Raw genomic sequence first — 21,582 nt, 5'->3', positions numbered from 1 at the left:
GTCAGTTCAGGGCTTCAGGGCTTCAGGGCTTCAGGGAGTTCAGGTGCACGGTGATGGCGTCGATCAGCGCGATGAGCTCGGCCTTGACCGCGTCGACCGACGGCAGCCCGGTGACGACGTCCGCGACGTCCGCGATCGAGTCGATGCTCGACGTCTCGCCGGGCAGGAGCTTCTTCGCGGCCTCGAGCAGCGCGGGGATCATCCCGGTGAACTCGGCGACCTCGCCCAGGCCGGGGATCGCGCCGACGTCGAGGTTCTGCAGCTCGGTCTTGAGCTTGCCGAGCAGCCCGACCAGCAGGTCGATGAGCTCGGTGATCTGCGGCACGAGCGAGGCGATCGCCTGGACGGCGGGCTTGATGGTCGCGACGTTGGCGTCGAGGAACGCCTTGAAGTCCGCGAGCACCTCCTTGAGCTGCTCGAAGAGGTTCTGATCGGCCATGGTGTGCTCCTTTGCTGGCTGGCTGGCTGGCGGCTGGCTGCGGGACGGGTCAGCGCTCGATGGCGCCGCGGAAGGTCTGGAGCCGCTCGAGCAGCTCGGTCAGGGGCGCGACGAACCGGTCGAGGCCGGTCTCGAACGGCAACGCGAGGTCGAGGCCGTCGAGCAGGCCGTCGACGAGGTCGGTCGCGTCGCCGAGGATGTCGGCGTCCAGCGCTGCGGTGGACGCCGGCTCGACCGGCTCGATGAACTCGCGCAGGGTCAGCACGTACGCGTACCGGTCGGGCTTCCCGGCGAGCTGGCGCACCTGCAGGTCGTCGATGAGCACCTGCTCGATCGTCGTCGTCGTCGTGATGTCGGCGACGAACGGCACGGGCGCCCCAGTGCGCAGGTCCGCCTTGAGCCGCTCGACGAGCTCGAGCGACCGGGGATCGGTCGCGACGCCGCGGACCGTGACGCCGGTCGGGGCGCGCCCGAGGTTCTGCAGCATGCTGCCGTCCTTGCCCGGCGCCTTGTGCTCGGCGATGGCGCGCAGGTCGTTCGTGGTCAGGTCCTGCACCTGGGGCAGCTCCGCCCCCGCGAGCACCGGGCGCATGTCACACCTCGATCCCGTGCCGGCGCGCGGCGTCGTCGAGCACGCGCGTCAGGAGCCGCTCCAGGTCCGGCTCGGCCAGCCCGGCCGCCCCGGCGCCGCGTTCACCCGGCGCGGGCCAGGTGCCCACCGACGGGTCGCCGCCAGCGGGCGCGCCGCCGTCGGCGGGCGCGGGGCCCAGCCGGGCGGGTTCGGCCGGCTGCTCCGCGAAGCGCGTCAGGGCGCGGACCCCGCGCGCGTCTGCGCGCGGCTCCGCCCGGCGGCCCGGGCGGCCCGCGGCGGCGTCGGCGAGGTCCATCGAGGCCAGGTCCGTCGAGCCGGCGCGCGCCGACGCCGGCGACGCCGCGGGGCGCGGCCGCCGGTCGCCGGAGGGCCCGCGGTGGGCGCGCCCGCGGCCATCACCACGACCGGCCCCCCGGCGAGCGCCGTCCCGGCGGTCAGCGCAGGCCCGGCGGCGAGCTCGACCAGCCGCGCGGTCGTCGGGCCGGCAGCTGCGCCGACCGCCCGCGGCGCGCTCATCAGGAGAGCGGTGAGGAGAGCGGCGTGCACCGCCGACCCACCAGCTGGCGACCCGCCGGGGATTGCCTCGGCACGGATCGACCCTGGCCGGAGCCGGCCACCCGCGGCGAGGGAACCGGCCAGCAGCGCGAGGCGCAGGGACACCCGCCCCGCGACGCCCGGCGCATAGGTCGCGGCGCCGGCGCGCACCCCCGCGACCACCTCGCCCGACGCCGCCGAGGCGCTGGCACGGTCGGCCTGCCGGTCGGGGTGCACCCGCTGCGGCCGAGACCGGAGCGGGGCATCGGCGCCGGGCCCGGCCAGCGCGCGCGGCCGCGACCCCGCGATCGAGCTGGCGGTCCCGGCGGTCCCGGCGGTCCCGGCCGGCGCGGCGGTCTGGGCCGGGCCCGCGGTCGTGCCCGGCCGGGTGCGCCGGCCGGTAGGTGGCGGTGCTGCGGGCGCTGGCGCGCCGCGGGTCGACTCCCCCGGCGGCGCCCACGCGGTCCCGCCGGTCCGCCCGCCGGCGCGCTCCGCGGGCGCTGCCGTCGCAGTCGCTGCCGGTGGGCCGCCGGTGAGCTCGGCGAGCGCCGCGCCGTACCCCGGCCCGCGGGCGATCCGCGGGGCGACCGGCGCGACCGCGCGCAGGGCGCCGACGGACGCGGCGACGTCGTGCAGCGCCCCGGTGGCGCCGACGACGGCGCGGCACCACGCCGCGGCGCCGCCCGCCGCGTCGAGCACGCCCGTGCCCGGCGCCGCGCGCCCGATCCCGATCCCAACCCCGGCGGTGCTCATGCGACCTCCGCGGCCCGGCCGGCCATCTCCAGGTACATGAGGATCTGGCCGATCGTCATCGCGGTCACGTCCTCCGCCGTCCAGCCGAACTCGTCGGCCAGCACGAAGCACGCCTTGGCCAGCGGCGCCTGCACCAGCTCGCCCAGACGGTCGCGCGGGGTGTCGATCCCGCTCAGCTCGTTCACCGCGTCCACCAGGAAGCGCGCGAGCCCGGCGGGCAGCCGCCCCGCCTGCTCGGCCGTCAGGGCCGGCTCGACGACGGCGCGCGCGATCATCAACCCCGCGGCGAGCTCGCGGTCGTCCTTGCTCGCGTGCGCGATGAGCTGGACGTCCCGGACCGTGAGCGGGCGGATGCGCACCGTCCCGGCGGTCGCCCCGACCAGGGCCGCGGGCACCGCGACGTCGTGGGTCAGGGCGCTGCCCGCGAGCAGATCCTCCGCCGAGAGCGGCATCGCGTCCTCCTACTCGCTGGCGAACGCGACGGCCGTGGGCGCAGCCTCGCCGCCGGAGTCGCCGCCCTCGCGGTCCACGACGCGGATCGTGAGCGCCCGGAACGCCAGGTTCTCGAGCACGAAGTCGTCCTCCGGCAGGGTGAAGCTCCAATTCTGGAACTTCACGCCGCCGATCTCGAGGGTGAGCGAGTTCCCGGGCCGGGCCGGGTCCGCCAGCCGCAGGGTGATCGTGAACGCGGGCTGGACGTAGGGCTCGGCGATCGCGGTCGGCGCCGACCCGCGGCCCTGCAGCAGCATCAGCAGCGCGCCGTTCACGTACGCGCGCCCGACGGTGCCGTGCACCGCGATGTCCCCGGGGCTGAGCGAGACCGGGTGCCGGCGGCCCACCTCGTAGAACTCTTTGAGCGCCGTGTCCACGGTCACCCGCACGTCGGTCAGCCGCCCCACGGTCTGGATCGCGAACTCGTCGACCACGGCCTTGGCGTCGGCGCCCTCGGGGGTGTCCTCGCTGGCGAGCGTGAGCGCGGCGTGCTTGCCGGTGAAAACTTCTGTGAGTGCCATGAGCATCCTTACTCGAGGAACATCGTCACCTTGATGAAGTCGATGCTGAAGGTCGGTCGGATGACGAGGTCGACCAGGGCGATGCCCCGGATCTCGTCGTCGCGGGAGGCGTGCACGTCGAGCTCGTAGCTCACGAGCATCTCGTCGAGCACCATCGTCGTGAGGAAGCTGTTGAGGGTCGCGCGCAGCGCCCCCCGGACTCGCTCGTTGTTCAGCAGCCCGATGTAGGGGGTCGCCGCGCTGCGCACGCCGTACTTCGCGTAGTCGACGATGCGGCGCGTGGTGATCTGCGTCCAGGCCGTGTTGGTCGACGTCGTGATCCCCCGCACGAGCCGGAAGCCCTGCCGGCTCTCGATCGCGAGCAGCCGGCTGAGCACGAGCTGCTTGAGCTCGGCGCTGGAGAACGAGTGCTCGAGGCCGTCCACGGCGAGCACCTTGTTCGTCAGGCTGATGTGCGGCGGCTGCGACGAGAGCAGGCCCGCGACGGCGGCCGCCGCGTACGCGCCGGGCAGCGTGACCGTGGCCGGCGGCGACTGGGACCGGTCGGCGGCCGTGATGCCGGGGGCGACGAGGATCACGCGGTCGCTGTTGAGCGTGTGCGCGGCCGCGTCCTGCACGAACGTCGCCCGGTCGTTCTCAAGCGCCGTGCCGACGACGGCGATCCGCTCGCGCTTGATCGCGTCGCCCGAGGCGGCGGCGGTGTGCGCGGCGAGGTCGTCCCCGAAGGACTGGTCCTGCCCCGCGGCGACGATGATGTGGGCGTCGACGCCGAGGAGCGCGTCGAGGCCCGTCTGGTAGTCGGCACCGGCCGCACCGTTGGCCCCGCCCGTGAGCGGGGTGGTCGCGACGGCGTCGGGCAGCTCGGCGGAGTTCGCGAGGGCGGTGCCCGACACGAGGGCCGAGCTCGCCGCCAGGTCCGCGACGAGGTCGTCGCCCGACACGACGCTGTACTCCTCCGCCGCGGCGACGCCGAGCGTGATCGTCACCTTGCGTGCGGCCGACTTGGCCACGGTGTAGGTGGCGAGCACGACGTCGCCGGCCCCGGGCGCGGAGCCGAAGGTCAGCACTCCGGTCGTGGTGTCAACCCCGACCTGGGTGGGCCCGGGGGCCGCGTCGTACACGATCCCGGGGACGGCGTCGGCGCCGCCCGCCGCCGGCCGCACGAGGATCCGGTTGACGGCACTGTGCACGACGGGGCTGTGCGCGAGCGTCGGCGGGGTCCCGGCCACCTCCTCGGACCCGACCACGGCGTTGGCGTCGGCCGTGCTCACCGCGACGGTGAGCTCGTTGCCCCAGGTGCCCGGCGACAGCGCCGCGACGGTCACGTTCGGGCCGGTGGGCGACGCGAGGTCGGCGGTCGCGGCGACGGCGTTGGAGTCGGCGACGCGCACGGCCCAGACGGTCGAGGCGCCGAACCGGTAGGCCTGCTCGAGCGCGCGCACGAGCGTCAGCTCGCCGGACGCGCCGTCGACCCAGCGGTCGTACGCGCCGAACCGCCCGGTCGCGTCGGAGTAGCTGCCGAGCAGCTGGGGGGTCCCGACGGCGCCCTTGCCCGCGGTGCCGACCACCCCCACGTTTCCCACGGTGATCGCGCCGGGGACGATGAGACCCTCCGGGCGCACCTCGATGAGTACGCCGGGCAGGACTGTTTCGGTCATGACTTCCTCTCCTTCGTGCTCACGGCGGGTTGACCCTGAGGTAGACGACGGCGGTCTGGTCCAGCCCGGCGCCGCCTCCGGGCGGGGTGTAGGTCAGGGTGAAGCGGTCGGCCGCGGTCGGCAGCACCAGCGCGTCGTCGAGGCGGCGGTCGAAGGCCGTGTACGCGTCCGGGGTCGCGTCGGCGTCCCAGTCGCCGAGCTCGAGCCCCGGCGCGGGCGGGCCGAGCGCCGCGAACGCGAGCGCCGGGGTCAGGGTGACGTCGGCATCGGGCTGCGCCGGCCGGGCACCGGCGGTGGCGAGCCAGAACGCGTCGAGGTCGGGCAGGTGCGCCGCCGGGGCGCCCGTGCCGGACGACCGCGCGAACGTCACCGTGCCGCCCAGCGCCGGGCCGGGCACGAAGGTCAGGGCGCTCACCCGCGCCACGCCGGCCGGGCCGCGGACGACGAGGTCGGGCGCGCCCTCGTCGTCCCAGCGCGCCAGCTCGTCGACGATCGAACCGCGCTCCCGGCCCGGTCCGGCGACGACCTCGGGATCCGTCGTGACCTCCAGGCGCGCGATCAGGCTCGCGGCGTCGTCGGCGTCGACGAACTGGTACTCATACAGCAGGTCGAAGCTGCTCGCCTTGCGCCAGGCCCCCGCACCCACGGTCGGCACGTGCTCGGCCAGGGTCGTGCCGGCGGCCGCGAACCGGAGGAAGCCCTCCTGGCGCAGGTCGGCACCGTCGTCGAGCAGGGTGGTGTGCAGCAGCTGCATCGCGGCGTCGACGTCGGGGGCCGACGCGGCCCACAGCTGGAACCGCACGCGCGCGTCCAGCCGGCCGCCGCGCAGGGTGCGCGTGCCGAGGGTCCCGGTCGGCTCGTCGCCGCGGTGGTTTCCGAGCCCCACGAGCTTCTCCTGCACGCGTTCGAGCGTGACGTTGGGGTCCGGCAGCGCGGGCGCCGCGGCGGGCAGCCGCAGGCCGAGCACCGTCAGCATGTCGGTCACGACGTCGGTCAGCGCGGGTCCGGCCATGGCCGCCCCCCGGATGCGCAGCCCGCCGGGAGATCCGCGGCGGGGACCGGCCGCGGCCGCGGCCAGCGTGGCCTCGACGGACCGCGCGATGTCCGCGACCCGCCGCCACGCGTGGCGCTCGCCGGTCTCGGCGTCGGTGATGAAGCCGTGCCAGCGCGCCGGGGCGACGTCAGGCCGCTCGAGCATCGCGCGCACGACGAACGACCGCGCGACGACCAGGTCCCCCGCATCGTCGTCCATCGCTGCGCCGCCCATGTCACGAGTGCTCTCCCGGTCCCCCGCGCCGTCGTCGGGGAGGTCCCCCGCCGCGTCATCGAGCCAGCCTGGGCCGGTGGTGTCTTCGCCGCGTCTGGGCCGCGTCTTCGCGGTGTCTGCGGTTTTCGTGGCTTTCCGTTTTCTGGGCTCAGGCGGGCGCGTCCCGCAGCTGCTCGCCGATGGCGTCGATGCTCAGCCGGACGGCGGCGAGCTCGGCCCGGAAGGCCTCAAGTGCCGCGACGCGACCGCCGGGGGACGTCGGCGCCGGCAGGACGGGCGCGCGCTCGGGCGGCACCCGCTCCAGCGGCACGGCCTCGGGCGACAGGTCCGCCCCGATCGCGGCGCCGAGCTCCTCCGTCAGCGCCGACGGATCGACCCCGAGCTCGTGCTGCAGCGTCCACCGGCACCGGTGCAGCTGCCGGAGCGCGCGCGTGCGGTCGCCCGTGCGGTGGTAGAGCCGCATGAGGCGCCGATGGGTGCGCTCGTGCGCGGGCTCCACGTCGAGGAGCCGTTGCGCCCACCCGATCGCCGCGTCCAGCTGGCCCTGGCGCTCGGCCGCGCGGCTGAGCGCGTCGAGCAGGGTCAGCGCCCGGTCGTCGAGCCGGGCGCGCGGCGCCAGGCACCACTCGTCGTAGCAGCCCGCCAGGAGCGGCCCGCGATAGAGCTCGGCGGCGCGGGCCAGGCGCGCGACGTCGGCGTCTGTCAGGCCGTCGGGGCCGACCACGCGCAGCTGGCGCGCCGCGTCGGCGAAGACGTCGACGTCGACGAGCACGGGCCGCTCGGGGTTGATCCGCAGCGCCTCCCCGTCGGAGAGCACCAGGCGCGCGCTCTCGGGCAGGCCGGCGTCGGTCGCGTGGTGGATCTGCCACAGCGCCTGCCGCATCGCGCGCTTCGACGCGTCCGCCCCGGCGTCGGGCCACACGGACTCGGCGGCGCTCTCGCGCAGGAGGCTGCGCTCGGGCGCTAGCAGGATGATCGCGAGCAGGCTCTGGGCCCGGTGCAGCAGCGGGTAGCGCATGACCTCGCGGCCATCCGTCAGGGTGAACGACCCCATCATCGTCACTCGCAGCTCGCGCACGTCCGCACTCCCGGTACCGCGCCGCCGGCCTGCCGCGCCGACGTCGCTGTCGGTTGCGGGGCCCCCGGTGGTCCACCGCGAGCCCTGCCGTTCTGTGCTGTTCTGGCCAGAATCCTCCTGATGTGGCCGTGACGGAAGGGGCGGGACCGGGCGGGCGAGATACCGACAAGCGCTGGCGGGTGTGAGCGTTCGGCTGTCTGCCGCCCACATGTGGGCGTTCGGTCGCCCCCGACGGCCCCGGACCCGCGTTTCGCCCACACGCGCGCGGCTTGGAGCAGATCGCCCACACTCGTCCGACGCCGGGCGGGATCGCCGGAGCGGTCGGTCAGTGCGCGTGCGGCGCGTGCGGCGCGAGCGCGGCCGCGGTGGTGGCGGTGCGGATCGCCATGGCGTCGAGGTTCGGCAGCGCGTGCGCGAGCCGATGCTCGGCGTCGTGGGCGATCTCCTGCGCGACCGACAGCGAGGTGTCGGCGACGACGACGGTGGCGGTGCCCTGGAGCCGGTGGCCCACCCACCGCAGCTGGACGCGCGACACTCCGAGCACGCCCGGCGTGCGCGCGAGCGCGGTCTCGGCTCGCTCGACCAGCTCGGGCTCGATCCCGTCCATGAGCCGTCGGCCGATGCTGGCGACGGTCCCCCGCAGCATCACGAGGATCGCCGCCGCGATGACGATCCCGACGAGGGGGTCGGCGAGCGGCACACCGAGGTGCACGCCCAGCGCGCCGACCACGACCGCGAGGGATGTGAAGCCGTCGAGCCGGGCGTGGACGCCGTCGGCCACCAACGCGGCGGAGCCGATCCGCCGACCCGTGCGGATGCGGTACACCGCAACCGCCTCGTTCCCGGCGAAGCCGATCACGCCGGCGACGGCGACCCACCCCAGGTTGTGCAGGGGCTGCGGGTGCACCAACCGCTCGACGGACTGCCACACGGCCACGATCGCGGACAGCGCGACGACCGCGACGATGAACAACCCGGCGAGGTCCTCGGCGCGGCCGTAGCCGAACGTGTAGCGGCGATCGGGCGAGCGGCGCCCCAGGACGAACGCGATCCACAGCGGCACGGCCGTGAGCGCGTCGGCGAAGTTGTGGATCGTGTCGGCGAGCAGCGCCACCGATCCGCTGACCAGCACCACGAGGAGCTGCAGGACCGTGGTGCCCAGCAGCACGAACAGGCTGATCTTGAGGGCGCGCACGCCCAGGGAGCTCGCCGCCAAGGCGTCGTCAATCGAATCCGCGGCGTCGTGGCTGTGGGGCATGACCAGGCCCCGCACGAACCCCCTGAACCCACCCGGGTGGGAGTGCCCGTGCTCAGACTCGTGCTCGTGCTCGTGCTCGTGTGCATGCGCAGGCTCGGGCAGGTGCGCAGGCCCGGCGGGCGACGCGGCGGCGCTCACCGGGTTCCGCCGGCGTCGCCCTCGGCCCGGTGGTGCCGCGGGACCGTACCCAGGGAGTGCTCGGCCTGCTCGATCGCGTCGGTCACGAGCTGGCGCGCGTGCTCGTTCTCCAGCCGGTAGAACACCCGCGTCCCCTCGTGGCGCGTCGCGACGATCCGGCCGAGGCGCAGCTTCGCGAGGTGCTGCGAGACCGCGGCCGGGGACTTGTCGACGATCTCGGCGAGCCGGTTCACCGCCAGCTCCCCGTCGCGCAGGGCCAGGATGATCCGCACGCGGGTCGCGTCCGCCAGCATCGCGAAGACCTCGACGGCCAGCTCGACGAACGGCTCGTCCGGTCCGGCCTCACTACCCTCGGTATCTGCATTCATGCGCAGATTCTTGCACAATGGCCGGCAGCGGAGCATGATCGGGCGGTCGTGGCGCGGCGGGTGCCCAATCCTCCCATTTCATAGGATAGCCTTACCTCATCACCGCGGCGCAGCTGGTGGCCGCGGCACCGCTGCGGCCGGCGACGCCCCTTTGTTGAACGGAGTCAGCCCGTGCACCAGCGCACGTTCATGCCCCCCTCGGTCGCCCGTCGGCGCCTCACTGCCCTGACCGCCGTCGGTGCGGTCGCCCTGACGCTCACCGCGTGCGCCTCGACCGACGACGACGCGTCGGCGAGCTCGTCCGGCGACGCGAGCGAGGCGTCGTCCGCCTTCCCCGTGACCATCACGTCGACGCTCGGCGAGGCCACGATCGAGGCGAAGCCGGAGCGCGTCGTCGCGATCGGCTGGGGCGCGGCCGACATCGCGCTCGCGCTCGGCACGGTGCCGGTCGGCATCGAGGCGGACACGTGGGGCGGCGACGCCGACGGGTACCAGCCGTGGTTCCGCGCGGCCGTGGAGGAGCAGGGCGCCGAGCTGCCGGCGACGATCGTCGCGTACCCCGAGATCGACGTCGAGAAGATCATCGGGCTCGACCCCGACCTGATCATCGCGACGCAGTCGGGCATCGACCAGGCGACGTTCGACCAGCTCTCCGCGTACGCGCCGGTCGTGGCGCACCCGGGCGAGGCCTGGGCGACGTCGTCGGCCGACCAGGTGTCCATCGCCGCGCAGGCGCTCGGGGTGCCCGCGAAGGGCGACGAGCTGATCGCCGCCACGCAGGACGCCTACGCCGCGGTCGCGGCCGAGCACCCGGAGTTCGCCGGCACGACGTTCGCGTACGTGTACGGCGGCGACCAGCCGGGCGCGCTCGGGGTCTACATGCCGGGCGACACCCGCGTCGCGCTGCTGACCGACCTGGGCCTGGAGCTCGCGCCGTCGGTCGCCGATCTCGAGCCGGATCCCGGCTCCTTCTACTCGACGCTCGGGCTGGAGAACGCCGACGCGCTCGACGACGTTGACGTGCTGTTCACGTGGTTCAACGACACGGACGAGCAGGCGGCCACCGAGGCCCAGCCGCTGTGGCAGCAGATCTCGGCGTTCAGCTCGGGCGCCTATCTGCCGATGATCGACCGGCAGCTCGGCATGGCCGTCTCGGTGGCCTCCCCCCTGAGCATCCCGTGGGCGCTCGACACGTACGTCCCGCAGATCGCCGCGGTCGTCGCGAAGGCCTCCTGACCCATCGCCACCACGACCCGGACGCGAGCCCCGCATGCCACCGGCAGGCGGGGCTCGCGGTCGCGCGCCTGGCTGCTGGCCGCGGGGCTGCTGGCGAGCGCCGGCCTGCTCGTGCTCGCCGCCGGGCTCAGCGTCGCGGTCGGCTCGAAGACCGTCCCGCTCGGCGAGGTCTGGTCGGCATGGCTGCACCCGGACGACTCGTACGCCTCCGCCGTCGTCGCCTCCCGGCTCGCGCGGACCCAGCTGGGCCTGCTCGCCGGCGCCGCGCTCGCCGTCGCCGGCGCCGTCATCCAGGGTCTGACCCGCAACCCGCTCGGCGACCCCGGGATCCTCGGCGTGAACGCCGGGGCCTCCGCCTCGGTCGTGCTCGTCACAGCCGGGCTCGGCGCGACGGCGGGCCGGTCGGTCTGGGCGGCGATCCCGGGCGCACTGGTGGCGGCGGCGGTCGTCTACCTGATCGGCTCGGGCGGCCCGCGGGGCCGCGCCACGCCGGTGCGCCTGGTCCTCGCGGGGGCCGCGATCTCGGCGGTGCTCGCCGCGCTGGTCCAGGCTGTCGCGCTGGCCCAGCCCGACGTGTTCAACAGCTACCGGTTCTGGGTCGTGGGGTCGCTGGCCGGGCGCCCCGAGGGCACGGTTGGCCGGGTCCTGCCGTTCGTCGCCGTCGGCCTGGTGTTCGCCCTGCTGCTGCCCCGCAGCCTGAACGCGCTGGCGCTCGGCGACGAGAGCGCCACCGCGCTCGGGCTGCGCACGGGCCGCACCCGCGCCCTCGGCGCCGCGTCCGCGACCCTGCTCGCGGCGTCGGCCGTCGCCGCGGTCGGCCCGGTGGGCTTCGTTGGGCTCGCCGTGCCGCACGTCGTCCGGTCCTTCGCGGGCTCCGACCACCGGTGGCTGCTGCCCTACTGCGCGCTGCTCGGCCCGGTGCTGCTGCTCGGCTCCGACGTGCTCGGGCGCGTGGTAGCCCGCCCCGGCGAGATCATGGTCGGCGTGGTGACGGCGTTCGTCGGCGCGCCGTTCCTGATCGCCGCCGTGCGGCAGGGACGGGCCGGGCTGTGAGCGCGACCGCCACCATCCGGGCGAGCGCTCCGGCGCCCGCTCCCGGCCCCGCGCCCGGGAGCCCGGCCGGGCTGAACCGGCGCGCCGTCGTCGTGTGCCTGCTGCTCGCGGTCGTGACCGTCGTGCTCGGCGTGGTCACGATCACCGCGGGCGAGCTCGGCATCGCGCTGGGCGACCTGCCCGCCGTCCTGGCCGGGAACGGGACGCGCGCGCAGGAGTGGGTGCTGCTCAGCAACCGGCTCCCCCGGCTGCTCGTCGCGGTGGGCGCGGGCGCGGCCTTCGCGGTGTCGGGGTCGATCTTCCAGAGCGTGACGCGCAACCCGCTCGGCAGCCCCGACGTGATCGGCCTCGGCGCCGGCGCGGCCGCGGGCGCCGCCGCGGCGACGCTCGTGGCGCCCGACGTCGTGCCGGTGCCGATCGGCGCCCTGATCGGCGGCCTCGCGGCGGCCGCGGCGGTGCTCCTGGGCGCCGGGCGCGGCTTCCGCGCGCCGTACCGGATGGTCGTCGTCGGCATCGCGGTCGGGGCCATGGCCCTGGCGTTCGTGCAGCTCGTGCTGGCCCGAACCACCCAGCAGGAGGCGCTGCAGCTCGCGGCCTGGCTCAACGGCAGCCTGCAGTCGCGGCAGTGGTCCGACGTCGCGACCGTCGCCGTCTCGCTCCTGGTGCTGCTGCCCGCCGCCCTCGCGCTGACCCGGCGGCTGCAGATCCTCGAGATGGGGGACGACGCCGCGACGGGGCTCGGCGTCGCACCCTCGCTCACGCGGAACCTCGCGATCGTCGTGGGGGTGGCGCTGACCGCGGCCGCCGTCACGGTCTCCGGCCCGATAGCCTTCGTCGCGCTGACCGGGCCGCAGATCGCCCGCCGGCTCACGGGCTCGAGCGGCCCCGGGATGGTCGCCGCGGCGTGCACGGGCGCGACGGTGCTCGTCGCCGCGGACCTGCTCGCGCAGCACGGCTGGTGGGGCACGCAATACCCGGTCGGGGTGCTCACGGCCGGCCTCGGCGGGATCTACCTCGCGTTCCTGCTGGTGCACGAGACACGAAGGGGAACCGCATGACCTCCACGCCGACGACGCCCTCGACCCGCCCGGGCACGGCGGCCGCGGACGCGACTCGCCCGGGCACGACGCCTGCCGGCACGCCGACCCGGGACGCGACGCTCCCGGGCGCCGAGGCGCCGCCGCTGCTCGCGGACGGCCTGACCCTCGCCTACGACAAGCTGGTCGTCGCGCAGGACCTCACCGTCGCGATCCCCCGCGGCTCGTTCACCGTGATCATCGGCCCGAACGGGTGCGGCAAGTCGACCCTGCTGCGCGCGCTCGCGCGCACCCTGACGCCCCGCGCGGGTCGGGTGCTGCTCGACGGCGAGCCCATGGCCCGGCTGCGGACCCGCGACGTCGCCCGCCGGCTGGCGCTGCTGCCGCAGAGCCCGATCGCGCCCGAGTCGATCACGGTGGGCGACCTCGTGGCGCGCGGCCGGTACCCGCACCAGGGCCTGCTGCGGCGGTGGTCGGCCGCCGACAGCACGGCCGTCGCCGACGCGATGGCCGCGACGGAGGTGACCGACCTGCGCGACCGCCACGTCGCCGAGCTCTCGGGCGGCCAGCGCCAGCGCGCCTGGCTGGCGATGGCCCTGGCCCAGGACACCGACCTGCTGCTGCTCGACGAGCCGACGACGTTCCTCGACATCGCCCACCAGTACGAGGTGATGGACCTGCTCGCCCGCCAGCACGAGCGCGGCCGGACCTTGGTCGCGGTGCTGCACGACCTCAACCAGGCCGCCCGCTACGCCTCGCACGTGATCGCGATGCGCGCGGGCCGCGTCGTCGCCCACGGCGCCCCGGCTGACGTCGTCACGCACGAGCTGGTGCGCGACGTGTTCGGCCTGGAGTGCCGGGTGCTGCCCGACCCGGAGACGGGCACGCCGATGGTCGTCCCGACCCGGCGCGCCCGTCCGGACGGCAGTCCTCGCTCGACTCCGTGACGCGCGCCACGAGCTGGGTGGGGCTGATGTAGCGCAGGGTGCGGCTCAGCAGGGCGTGCGGGTCGCGTCCAGGTCGAGGGTCTTGCGCAGCGAGCTGAAGCCGCGCCCGCGGGCCGCCGCGCAGAAGTCCGCCGCCGCGAGCTCGTACTCGACGTGCAGCACCGGCTTGCCCGCGGCGGTGAACGGCTCGAGCAGGTCGCACTCGTCGTACTGGGCGCACTGCTCGTTGACGGCGAAGTCGAAGGCGGGTTCGAGGTCGGCGACCTGGGCCAGGTCGTTCTTGAGGCCGACGGCGAGGCCCCGCTCGTGGGCGAGCCGCGCGACCTCCCGGTTGAACGCCTCCTGGTCGGCCGCCGTGAGGTCGAAGCCCGAGTCGTTCGCGAAGCCGTCGACGTTGTCCGGCTCGACCGCGTCGAAGCCCTTCGCGGCGCACAGGTCTAGCCGGGCGGCGAGCAGCGGCTTCAGGAGGTCCAGGCGCCGGATGTCGAGCCACCGCTCGTCCGGCCAGCCGTCGAGCGCGGCGCCGAGGACCTCGGCGGGGTACTACGCGCTGTCGGGCCGGTCGGGCTCGTACGACCCGGCGCTCACGTAGCAGATCACCTTCCGCCCGGCCGCGTGCAGCTGCGCGACCTGCCGCTCGGTCGTCGTGAACAGGTCGACGTCGTAGACGTCGGCGGGCACGGTCAGGTCCAGGTCCCCGCTGAGCTGCCACTGCCACGAGACCTGGGCCGGCGGCACCCACCGCGTCGGCGCCGCGGCGCCGCAACCGCTGACCGGGGCGGCGAGCACGGCGAGCGCACCCAGCGCACCAAGGCGCCCGACGGGGCGCCGGCGTCGCGGGCTGCGCTCGTGCATCCGTGGGTCCCCCTGGTCTCTGCGATCGGCCGGTTGCCGCGATCGGCGTCGTGGAGATCGTTACACTTTTTGCGGGCTGGCGATCGCGCCGCCCGGGGTGCGGGCCGGGAGGCAGTGCGTGTCGGTTGAGGTGCCGCCCCGAGCGGAGCGCTTCCCGGCGGGACCGGCGGCCGCCGCCCGCCGCGTCTCGGGCACGGACGTCGCACGGGCCGCGGGGGTCTCGCAGCGGACGGTCTCCCGCGTGGTCAACAACTTCCCGCAGGTCAGCCCGGACGTCCGCCGCCGCGTGCAGCGGGCGATCGAGGACCTCGGGTACCGGCCCAACAGCGCGGCCCGGTCGCTTCTGCTCGGCCGGACCCGCACGATCGGCCTGCTCACGGTCGGGAGCACGGCCTACGGCCCGGCGTCGCTCGCGCTCGCCACCGAGCGGGCCGTGCGCGCGGCGGCATACGGGCTGCTGGTGGTCAACACGGTCGAGCTCGATGCGGAGTCGGTCGAGACCGGGCTCTCGGCGCTGCTCGACCAGGGCGTCGACGCCGTCGTGGTCAACGAGCCGACCTCCACGTTCCGGTCCCGGCGGCACGACCTCGCGGTGCCGGTGCTGAGCCTGTCCGGACCGCTCGAGCTGTCGGCGACCGAGCTCGTCGTGGCCAGCGACGAGGCGGGCGGGGTCGCCGCGGCCGTGCGACACCTGCTCGACCTCGGGCACGCGACAGTGCACCACGTCGGCGGGCCGACCGAGTGGCCCTCCGCGCGCCGGCGCGCGCAGGCGTGGCGCGCCGCCCTGGAGGATGCGGGCCGCGAGGTCCCGCCGGTGCTGACCGGCGACTGGTCGCCGGCGTCCGGCTACGCGGCGGGCCGCGAGCTCGCCCGACGCCCGGGGGTGACCGCGATCTTCGCCGCCGGCGACCACCTCGCCTTCGGGGTCGCGCGCGCGCTCCAGGAGGCCGGCCGGCGCGTGCCGGCCGACGTCAGCCTCATCGGCTTCGACGACGTGCCAGAGGCCGCCTTCATGACCCGCGCGCTGACCACCGTGCGCCAGGACCTCGTCGGGACGGCCGCCCGCGGCGTCGAAATCGTGCAGGCGATCGAGGGTCGCCTCGACGCCGGGGCGCTCGAGACGATCCCGACCCGGCTCGTCCTGCGCGAGACCACCGGCCCGCCACCGACGCCCCCTCCGGTTCCTACTCCCGCAGCACGGTGACGCCGCGGGCGGGGACCGGGTCCCCGGCTCGGTGCGGAGCCTGGCGGACCAGGTCGAAGCCGGCCGCCCGCAGCGGGAGGTCGGCCTCGGTGTGGTTGATCGCGAACAGCCAGCTGCCCGACCCGCCGGTGCGCCGCACGACCTCGAGCCCGCCGGGCTGCGCCACGACCGGGGTGACGCCCGCGGCGTCGACCAGGCGCCCGACGAGCGCGGCGAGCGAGGGCCCGTCGAGCCGCGTCGACAGGTACCAGGCCGCTCCCGGCCCGTCCGCGGCGCGCCGGGTGAGCGCCGGGCCGCCGGCCGCCGGGCCGTCCGCGTAGGTGGCCAGCACCTCGGCGTCCGTCGCGGTAAGCCGCTCCGTCCACACCTGCCCGGTCCCGCCGTCGCTCAGCCCGACCGACCCGTGCTCGCGCAGCGGTGCGAACTCCTCGACCCGGACGCCGAGCAGGTCCCGGAACGCCCCGGGGTAGCCGCCGAGCAGCACTCGGTCGGCCTCGTCGACGATGCCCGAGAAGTACGACACGAGCACCTGCCCGCCGCGCGCCACCACGCCCCCGAGCCGGTCGGACAGGCCGGCCGGCGCGAGGTAGAGCGTCGGGACGAGCACGACGTCGTAGCCGTCGAGGGTCGCCGTCGCGGGGAGCACGTCGACCGCGACGCCGGCGTCGACCAGCGCGCCGTGCAGGCGCCGCGCGAGGTCGAGGTAGTGCAGGTCGATGGTCGGGTGCGCGTCGAGCTCGCTCGCCCACCACGCCTGGGTGTCCCACAGCAGCGCGACCCGCGCGGGCTCGACGACGCTGCCGCGCACCTCGGCAAGCCGCCCGAGCGTGGCGCCGAGGTCGCACACCTCGCGGAACAGCGCCGAGTCGGCCCCGGCGTGCGGCACCAGCGCGGAGTGGAACTTCTCGGCGCCGGCCCGGGACTGGCGCCACTGGAAGAACAGCACGCCGTCCGCGCCGCGGGCCACGTGCTGCAGGGAGTTGCGCAGCAGCTGCCCGGGCTCCTTCGCCAGGTTGCGCGGCTGCCAGTTCACCGCGCTGGTCGAGTGCTCCATGAGCACCCACGGCTCGCCGCCCGCCAGCCCACGCACCCGGTCGGCACTGAACGCCAGCTCGGCCCAGCCCCTCGGGTCCTCGGCCGAGAGGTAGTGGTCGTTGGACACGATGTCGACCAGCGGCGTGGTGGCCGTGTAGTCGATCTGGTTGAACTCGCCCATCACCATGTAGTTGGTCGTGACCGGCAGGTGCGGCGTCACCTCGCGCAGCACGGCCGCCTCGGCCTCGAGGTGCCCGACGAAGGCGTCGGACGAGAACCGGTCGAAGTCGAGCCGCTGGCCCGGGTTGGTGATCGCCGTGGTGCGCCGCGGCGGCAGGATCTGCTCGAACGAGGCGTACCGCTGCCCCCAGAAAGCGGTGCCCCAGGCGAGGTTGAGCGCGTCGACGTCCGGGTACTCCTTGCCGAGCCAGTCGCGGAACGCGGCGGCGGAGACGTCGCAGTAGCAGCGACCGTTGTGGCACGCCAGCTCGTTGGAGACGTGCCACATCCGGACCGCGGGGTGGTGGCCGTAGCGCTCGGCGACCACGCGCGCGATGCGCGTCGCGTGGGCCCGGATGATCGGGGAGCTCACGCACCAGGTCTCGCGGCTGCCCTGCGTCAGGCGCAGGCCGTCGGCGCCGACGGGCAGCATCTCGGGGTGGGCCAAATGCAGCCACACCGGCGGCGCCGCGCTGGGGGTGGCCAGGTCGACGCCGATCCCCGCCTCGTGCAGCAGGTCGAGGATGCGGTCCAGCCAGCCGAACTCGAACCGGCCCTCCTCGGGCTCGAGCTGCCCCCACGAGAAGATGCCGACGCTGACGAGGGTGACGCCCGCCTGCCGCATGAGCGCGACGTCGTCGGCCCAGACCTCCTCGGGCCACTGCTCCGGGTTGTAGTCGGCGCCGAACGCGATGCCGTCCGTGGGCCACGGGCCCGCCCACCGGGTCATCGGGTCACCGCCACGAGGACGTCCCACGAGCCGAGGGTCACGTGCTCGCCGGCGCCCAACGGTCCGGCGGCGCTCGTTTCGGGTGGCCCGGGGGCGACGTCGCCCGGCGACGGGTCGGCGGGGGCGTCGCCGCGGGCGGCGACGAGGATGTCGAGCTCGATCGGGGCAGTCACGGTGGCGGCCTCCCAGGACCAGTTGTGGATGATGTGGACGCGCTTGCCGTCGGGGCGCGTCGACGTGTGGACGGTGACGCTGGGCGGCAGCGCCGCCCATGCCGCGAGCGGCGTCGGAACGAGCCAGGTGGCGAGCGAGCGGGCGAGGGTGGCGTCTGGCACCGTGCCGACGATCGTCACCCGACCGGCCCCGTGCGCTCGTGTCGTGACCGCGGCCCACGCCCCCAGGTGGGGGTCCTCGTACCGTGCGAGCACGTCCGCGCCGTCGGCGACCAGGCACTCCGCCCACGCGGTCGCCTCCCCCGCCAGCGCGCCCCGCACCGGCACGGGCTCGGCGAGGTTGCTGAACTCGTCGTACCAGGCGCCCGCGGCCGCAGCCAGCCGGGCGGGCTGCACCTCGGCGCGCGCCCGCGCCTCGTGGTCGGCGTACCCGGTCCGGGGGCCGACGACGAGGTGGCCGCCCGCGCCCGCGTACCGCAGGAGCCAGTCGAGGTCGGCGTCGGAGGCCGGGTAGTAGCCGGCCGCGACGAGCACGGGATGGGTGCCGGCGACGTCCTCGGGCGCCTGGTCGAAGACGTGCTGCGGGCGGACCACCCGCACCTGGAGACCGGCGTCGAAGGCGCCCCGGTAGAACGCGCTGACGATCCGGGGGTAGCTGGTCGGGTCGCCCGTGCCGTCGGCCAGCTGCAGCGGCGGCTGGGCCGCCAGCGCGAACCGCGCCGGTGTGGAGACGAGGAGGGCGAGGTCGGCGTCGGGAGTCGCACCGGCGATCGCGCCGCCGGCCTCGGCCAGCTCCGCGCCGAGCCGCGCGATCTCGCGGTAGGTCCGACCGGGCAGCCCGCTGTGCGGCAGCACACCGCCCCAGTACGTCTCGGCGCCGTAGTGCAGCGTGTGCCAGTGCCAGTACTCGATCATGCGGGCGCCGCGGGCCACGAGCGCCCACGCGCACTGGCGCCACTGGCCCGGGTAGGCCGGGTTGTTGGTGCTCGGGCCGCCGATCGACTGCGCGTTCGTCTCGGTGACCAGGAAGGGCTCGCCGCGGCTCGAGAACATCGCGTCGCCCACCTGGAACAGCGCCCACGTGCCGTTCGCGGTCCAGAACTGCGCCGAGTGCGTCGTGGCCGGGTGGGCCAGCGCGTCCTGCATCCCGTAGTAAGCGTTGCCGCTGGTGACGTCGAGCGCGCCGGCGAGGTCGGCGTCGTCGAGCGCGGGCCGGTCGTAGGCGATGCAGGTCGTGACGAACTGGTCGGGCCGGGCCAGCTCCCGGACGGCGCGAGCCTGCCAGTCGATCATCTCGGTGGTCAGGGACGCCTGGAACCGGCGCCACGCGAGGTCGTACTGGGGCTGGACGTTGCCGTCCGGGGTCCACAGGTCCGCCCAGGTGGACAGGCGATGGGACCAGTAGACGAGCCCCCACTCCCGGTTGAGGGTCTCGACGTCCCCGTAGGTGTGGCGTAGGTGGTCGACGAAGCGCTCGAAGACGCCGCGGTTGTGCAGCAGGTGCAGGCCGGGCTCGTTGTCCACCTGGAACCCGATCACGGCCGGGTGCGCGGCGTACCGCCGGACGATTCGCGTGAGGATTCGCTCGGCGTGGAAGCGGAAGGCCGGGTGCGTGAAGTCGGCCTCCTGCCGGGCGCCCCAGCCCATCGGCTTGCCTGTGCGCAGCTCGCCTGCGACCTCGGGGTAACGCCGGGCCAGCCACGGGGGCAGCGCGTACGTCGGGGTGCCGATCACGACGTCGATGCCGCGCGCGCGGGCGGCGTCGAGGACGGGCTCGAGCCAGTCGAGCTCGAACCGGCCCTCGTCGGGTTCCCACGTGGACCAGACCGACTCCCCGACCCGGATCACGGAGAACCCCGCGGCCTGCATCAGGTCGAGGTCCCGCTCCAACGTCTCGGGCTTCGGGTCCTGGCCGGGCCCGGCGTACTCGTAGTAGTAGGCCGCGCCGAAGCGCACGCGATCGTGCTGGACTGCCATGGGTGTCTTCTCCACGTCGAAGGGTGAGGGACGCGCGCGGGCGGGCGGGCTGGCGGGCCCCGTCAGCCCTTGACCGCGCCGCTGGCGAGCCCGGACTGCCAGTACCGCTGCAGGAACAGGAAGGCGATCACGAGCGGGATGATCGACAGGAACGAGCCCGTGACGATGGACGAGAACAGCGCCTTCGACCCGCCGCCCGCGGCCGCCGCGCCCTGCCACTGCGCGAGGCCGACCGTCAGCGGGTACAGGTGCGGGCTGTTGAGCATGATCAGCGGCAGGAAGTAGTTGTTCCAGGTCGCCACGAGCGCGAACAGCAGCACGGTGACCATGCCCGGCACGAGCAGCCGGAACGCGACGCCGAAGAAGATCCGCAGCTCGCCGGCGCCGTCCACGCGGGCGGCCTCGAGCAGCGTCTCGTCGACGGCGTCGGCGGCGTACACGCGCATGAGGTAGACCCCGAACGGGCTGACCAGGGACGGCAGGATGATCGCCCACGGCGTGTTGGTCAGGCCGGCGTTGGCGAACAGCAGGTACGTGGGGATGGTGAGCGCGGTCATTGGGATCATGACCGCCCCCAGGATCGCGCTGAAGATCGCGTTGCCGCCCGGGAACCGGTACTTGGCGAACGCGTAGCCCGCCATCGTCGCCAGGAACGCCGCCCCGACCGCGCTGACCACTGCGTAGAAGAGCGAGTTGCGCAGCCACAGCAGGTACACGCCGTCGTCGGCCGTGAACACCGCCTGGATGTTGACCCACAGCGAGTTGGTCCCGGAGAACCACAGGCCGAACGTCGAGAACAGGTCCGCGTTCGACTTGGTCGAGGCGACCAGGAGCCACCACAACGGGATGAGGAAGTAGAGCAGAACGGCGACCATCATGACGGTGAGCGCCGTGCTGCGCTGCGGCTTGTCGGCGGAGTACCGCCGGCGCGAGCGCGGGCGCTCGGGCGGCACGGTGGTGTCGGTGCGCACGCCGGCCAGCGCGGTGCCGTCGGCTGCGGTGCGAGTCGTCATCGGGCTGCACGCTCCTTGCGCTGGGTGGACAGCTGGACCGTGTAGGACACGATCATGATCACGACGCCCAGGATGAAGGCGATCGCCGCCGCGTAGTTGCTGTCCCGGTTGATGAACGCGAGGTTGTAGGCGTACATGTTGGGCGTGTAGTCGGTGCCGATCACGTTGGGCGCGAGCGAGCGCAGCAGGTTCGGCTCCGTGAAGAGCTGGAACGTGCCGATCACCGAGAAGATCGCGGTGAGGATGAGCGCGGGGCGGATCGCGGGGATCTTGATGCTCACGGCGGTCCTGATGCGCCCGGCGCCGTCCACCGCGGCCGCGTCGAACAGCTCGGACGGGATGGACCGCAGCGCCGCGTACAAGATGATCATGTTGTAGCCGATGAACGACCACGTGACGATGTTCATGATCGAGAACAGCATCCAGTCCTGCGACAGGAACGGCGGCGCCGAGATCCCGAGCCGCTCGGCGATCTGCGCGGCGGGGCCGAAGTCGGTGCCGTACAGGTACCCCCACATGAGGGCGGCGATCACGCTGGGCACGGCGTACGGGATGAAGATGCCGAGCCGGATGAACTTGCCCAGGTAGAGCACGCCCGCGTCGAGCAGCAGCGCGAACAGCAGCGCCAGGCCCAGCATGATCGGCACCTGGATGACGAGGAACACGGCCATCCGCCCGACGCCGGATAGGAAGGACGAGTCGCTCAAGGCCCGGGAGTAGTTCTCCAGGCCGACGAAGGTGTTGCCGCCCACCAGTTGCTCGCGGTACAGGCTGAGGTAGCCGGAGTAGATGATCGGAACGACGATGAGCAGCGCGAACACGACCACGAAGGGCGTGATGAGGATGTAGGCGGCGGCGTTCTCGCGCCGGCGCATCGGCGACGGTCCCCGGCGCCTGGGCGGCGCGGTGGCGGCCGGCGCCCGCCCCGCCGGCAGGCGGGTCTCAACTGACGTCATGGTGATCTCCTTGGCCTTGGCTCGAGCGGGGGGGCGCCGGCCCCGCCGC

Annotated in this window: 20 protein-coding genes and 1 pseudogene; 5 read left to right on the top strand and 16 right to left on the bottom strand. The window is 74.6% G+C overall.

Translation table 11 applies throughout. The features are described from left to right. Nucleotides 1–22 precede the first annotated feature (22 nt). From J4E96_RS10000 to J4E96_RS09950, 11 genes are all read right to left on the bottom strand, one after another. On the bottom strand, nt 23–439 hold the full coding sequence (locus J4E96_RS10000) for a hypothetical protein (RefSeq protein ID WP_227425590.1): 417 nt from the start codon (nt 437–439) through the stop codon (nt 23–25). A gap of 49 nt (nt 440–488) precedes the next feature. Continuing rightward, nucleotides 489–1,031 carry a hypothetical protein gene (locus tag J4E96_RS09995; RefSeq protein WP_227425589.1) on the bottom strand — a complete coding sequence of 181 codons (543 nt, stop codon included), beginning with the start codon at nt 1,029–1,031 and terminating at the stop codon, nt 489–491. 1 nt (nt 1,032) lies between these two features. After that, nucleotides 1,033–1,326 (bottom strand): hypothetical protein, encoded by a 294-nt coding sequence (locus J4E96_RS09990; RefSeq protein WP_227425588.1) that lies wholly within the window; start codon nt 1,324–1,326, stop codon nt 1,033–1,035. After that, nucleotides 1,245–2,318 carry a hypothetical protein gene (locus J4E96_RS09985; RefSeq protein WP_227425587.1) on the bottom strand — a complete coding sequence of 358 codons (1,074 nt, stop codon included), beginning with the start codon at nt 2,316–2,318 and terminating at the stop codon, nt 1,245–1,247. The genes J4E96_RS09990 and J4E96_RS09985 overlap by 82 nt, the downstream gene beginning before the upstream one ends. Then, on the bottom strand, nt 2,315–2,770 hold the full coding sequence (locus tag J4E96_RS09980; protein WP_227425586.1) for a hypothetical protein: 456 nt from the start codon (nt 2,768–2,770) through the stop codon (nt 2,315–2,317). The genes J4E96_RS09985 and J4E96_RS09980 overlap by 4 nt, the downstream gene beginning before the upstream one ends. Nucleotides 2,771–2,779: 9 nt before the next feature. Continuing rightward, a complete protein-coding gene (locus J4E96_RS09975) occupies nt 2,780–3,331 on the bottom strand; it encodes a hypothetical protein (RefSeq protein ID WP_227425585.1) in 552 nt (183 codons plus the stop codon). Nucleotides 3,332–3,339: 8 nt separating this feature from the next. Then, complete coding sequence (locus tag J4E96_RS09970; protein ID WP_227425584.1) at nt 3,340–4,989, bottom strand: phage tail sheath C-terminal domain-containing protein; 1,650 nt, start codon at nt 4,987–4,989, stop codon at nt 3,340–3,342. Nucleotides 4,990–5,008: 19 nt separating this feature from the next. Next, nucleotides 5,009–6,256, bottom strand: coding sequence for a hypothetical protein (locus tag J4E96_RS09965; RefSeq protein WP_227425583.1), 1,248 nt, complete (start codon nt 6,254–6,256; stop codon nt 5,009–5,011). A gap of 148 nt (nt 6,257–6,404) precedes the next feature. Next, nucleotides 6,405–7,334 carry an AfsR/SARP family transcriptional regulator gene (locus tag J4E96_RS09960; RefSeq protein WP_227425582.1) on the bottom strand — a complete coding sequence of 310 codons (930 nt, stop codon included), beginning with the start codon at nt 7,332–7,334 and terminating at the stop codon, nt 6,405–6,407. A gap of 325 nt (nt 7,335–7,659) precedes the next feature. Then, on the bottom strand, nt 7,660–8,592 hold the full coding sequence (locus J4E96_RS09955) for a cation diffusion facilitator family transporter (protein ID WP_227425581.1): 933 nt from the start codon (nt 8,590–8,592) through the stop codon (nt 7,660–7,662). Between the two features lie 134 nt (nt 8,593–8,726). Next, on the bottom strand, nt 8,727–9,098 hold the full coding sequence (locus J4E96_RS09950; RefSeq protein WP_227425580.1) for an ArsR/SmtB family transcription factor: 372 nt from the start codon (nt 9,096–9,098) through the stop codon (nt 8,727–8,729). A 171-nt stretch (nt 9,099–9,269) separates the two neighbouring features. On the opposite strand from J4E96_RS09950, the gene J4E96_RS09945 reads away from it, so the two are divergent. The 4 genes from J4E96_RS09945 (at nt 9,270) to J4E96_RS09930 (ending at nt 13,371) form a co-directional block, all read left to right on the top strand. Then, nucleotides 9,270–10,334 carry an iron-siderophore ABC transporter substrate-binding protein gene (locus J4E96_RS09945; RefSeq protein ID WP_227425579.1) on the top strand — a complete coding sequence of 355 codons (1,065 nt, stop codon included), beginning with the start codon at nt 9,270–9,272 and terminating at the stop codon, nt 10,332–10,334. Between the two features lie 111 nt (nt 10,335–10,445). After that, entirely contained in the window at nt 10,446–11,387 is a 942-nt protein-coding gene (locus J4E96_RS09940) for a FecCD family ABC transporter permease (protein WP_227425578.1), read from the top strand. Next, nucleotides 11,384–12,445: a FecCD family ABC transporter permease gene (locus J4E96_RS09935; protein ID WP_227425577.1), complete on the top strand. Its 1,062-nt coding sequence runs from the start codon at nt 11,384–11,386 to the stop codon at nt 12,443–12,445. Before J4E96_RS09940 ends, J4E96_RS09935 begins: the two co-directional genes overlap by 4 nt. Continuing rightward, complete coding sequence (locus tag J4E96_RS09930) at nt 12,442–13,371, top strand: ABC transporter ATP-binding protein (protein WP_227425576.1); 930 nt, start codon at nt 12,442–12,444, stop codon at nt 13,369–13,371. Before J4E96_RS09935 ends, J4E96_RS09930 begins: the two co-directional genes overlap by 4 nt. A gap of 45 nt (nt 13,372–13,416) precedes the next feature. Here the strand turns inward: J4E96_RS09930 and J4E96_RS09925 are convergent. Then, nucleotides 13,417–14,226 (bottom strand): annotated as a pseudogene (locus tag J4E96_RS09925) (endo alpha-1,4 polygalactosaminidase). A 118-nt stretch (nt 14,227–14,344) separates the two neighbouring features. On the opposite strand from J4E96_RS09925, the gene J4E96_RS09920 reads away from it, so the two are divergent. After that, complete coding sequence (locus tag J4E96_RS09920) at nt 14,345–15,430, top strand: LacI family DNA-binding transcriptional regulator (protein ID WP_227425575.1); 1,086 nt, start codon at nt 14,345–14,347, stop codon at nt 15,428–15,430. On the opposite strand, the gene J4E96_RS09915 is transcribed toward J4E96_RS09920, so the two are convergent. The 4 genes from J4E96_RS09915 to J4E96_RS09900 all read right to left on the bottom strand — a co-directional run bounded on the left by J4E96_RS09915 (nt 15,411) and on the right by J4E96_RS09900 (nt 21,533). Then, a complete protein-coding gene (locus J4E96_RS09915; RefSeq protein ID WP_227425574.1) occupies nt 15,411–17,441 on the bottom strand; it encodes a beta-galactosidase in 2,031 nt (676 codons plus the stop codon). The two genes, J4E96_RS09920 and J4E96_RS09915, sit on opposite strands and share 20 nt — an antisense overlap. Continuing rightward, nucleotides 17,411–19,564 (bottom strand): beta-galactosidase, encoded by a 2,154-nt coding sequence (locus tag J4E96_RS09910; RefSeq protein WP_227425573.1) that lies wholly within the window; start codon nt 19,562–19,564, stop codon nt 17,411–17,413. Before J4E96_RS09910 ends, J4E96_RS09915 begins: the two co-directional genes overlap by 31 nt. Before the next feature lie 62 nt (nt 19,565–19,626). Then, on the bottom strand, nt 19,627–20,577 hold the full coding sequence (locus J4E96_RS09905) for a carbohydrate ABC transporter permease (protein ID WP_227425572.1): 951 nt from the start codon (nt 20,575–20,577) through the stop codon (nt 19,627–19,629). Continuing rightward, nucleotides 20,574–21,533 carry a carbohydrate ABC transporter permease gene (locus J4E96_RS09900; protein ID WP_227425571.1) on the bottom strand — a complete coding sequence of 320 codons (960 nt, stop codon included), beginning with the start codon at nt 21,531–21,533 and terminating at the stop codon, nt 20,574–20,576. Before J4E96_RS09900 ends, J4E96_RS09905 begins: the two co-directional genes overlap by 4 nt. Nucleotides 21,534–21,582: the final 49 nt, after the last annotated feature.

The sequence above is a fragment of the Pengzhenrongella sicca genome (assembly GCF_017569225.1).
GTDB lineage: Bacteria > Actinomycetota > Actinomycetes > Actinomycetales > Cellulomonadaceae > Pengzhenrongella > Pengzhenrongella sicca.
Note: the sequence above shows the minus strand (reverse complement) of the source record. Positions and strands in the feature narration are given on the sequence as shown.

Bases quoted from the DNA above. Each gene is read 5' to 3' on its own strand.
- J4E96_RS09995 (WP_227425589.1), bottom strand. From the start codon at position 1,031: ATGCGCCCGGTGCTCGCGGGGGCGGAGCTGCCCCAGGTGCAGGACCTG.
- J4E96_RS09985 (WP_227425587.1), bottom strand. From the start codon at position 2,318: ATGAGCACCGCCGGGGTTGGGATCGGGATCGGGCGCGCGGCGCCGGGC.
- J4E96_RS09910 (WP_227425573.1), bottom strand. From the start codon at position 19,564: ATGGCAGTCCAGCACGATCGCGTGCGCTTCGGCGCGGCCTACTACTAC.
- J4E96_RS09950 (WP_227425580.1), bottom strand. From the start codon at position 9,098: ATGAATGCAGATACCGAGGGTAGTGAGGCCGGACCGGACGAGCCGTTC.
- J4E96_RS09970 (WP_227425584.1), bottom strand. From the start codon at position 4,989: ATGACCGAAACAGTCCTGCCCGGCGTACTCATCGAGGTGCGCCCGGAG.
- J4E96_RS09930 (WP_227425576.1), top strand. From the start codon at position 12,442: ATGACCTCCACGCCGACGACGCCCTCGACCCGCCCGGGCACGGCGGCC.
- J4E96_RS10000 (WP_227425590.1), bottom strand. From the start codon at position 439: ATGGCCGATCAGAACCTCTTCGAGCAGCTCAAGGAGGTGCTCGCGGAC.
- J4E96_RS09955 (WP_227425581.1), bottom strand. From the start codon at position 8,592: ATGCCCCACAGCCACGACGCCGCGGATTCGATTGACGACGCCTTGGCG.
- J4E96_RS09900 (WP_227425571.1), bottom strand. From the start codon at position 21,533: ATGACGTCAGTTGAGACCCGCCTGCCGGCGGGGCGGGCGCCGGCCGCC.
- J4E96_RS09965 (WP_227425583.1), bottom strand. From the start codon at position 6,256: ATGGGCGGCGCAGCGATGGACGACGATGCGGGGGACCTGGTCGTCGCG.
- J4E96_RS09905 (WP_227425572.1), bottom strand. From the start codon at position 20,577: ATGACGACTCGCACCGCAGCCGACGGCACCGCGCTGGCCGGCGTGCGC.
- J4E96_RS09975 (WP_227425585.1), bottom strand. From the start codon at position 3,331: ATGGCACTCACAGAAGTTTTCACCGGCAAGCACGCCGCGCTCACGCTC.
- J4E96_RS09990 (WP_227425588.1), bottom strand. From the start codon at position 1,326: ATGGACCTCGCCGACGCCGCCGCGGGCCGCCCGGGCCGCCGGGCGGAG.
- J4E96_RS09980 (WP_227425586.1), bottom strand. From the start codon at position 2,770: ATGCCGCTCTCGGCGGAGGATCTGCTCGCGGGCAGCGCCCTGACCCAC.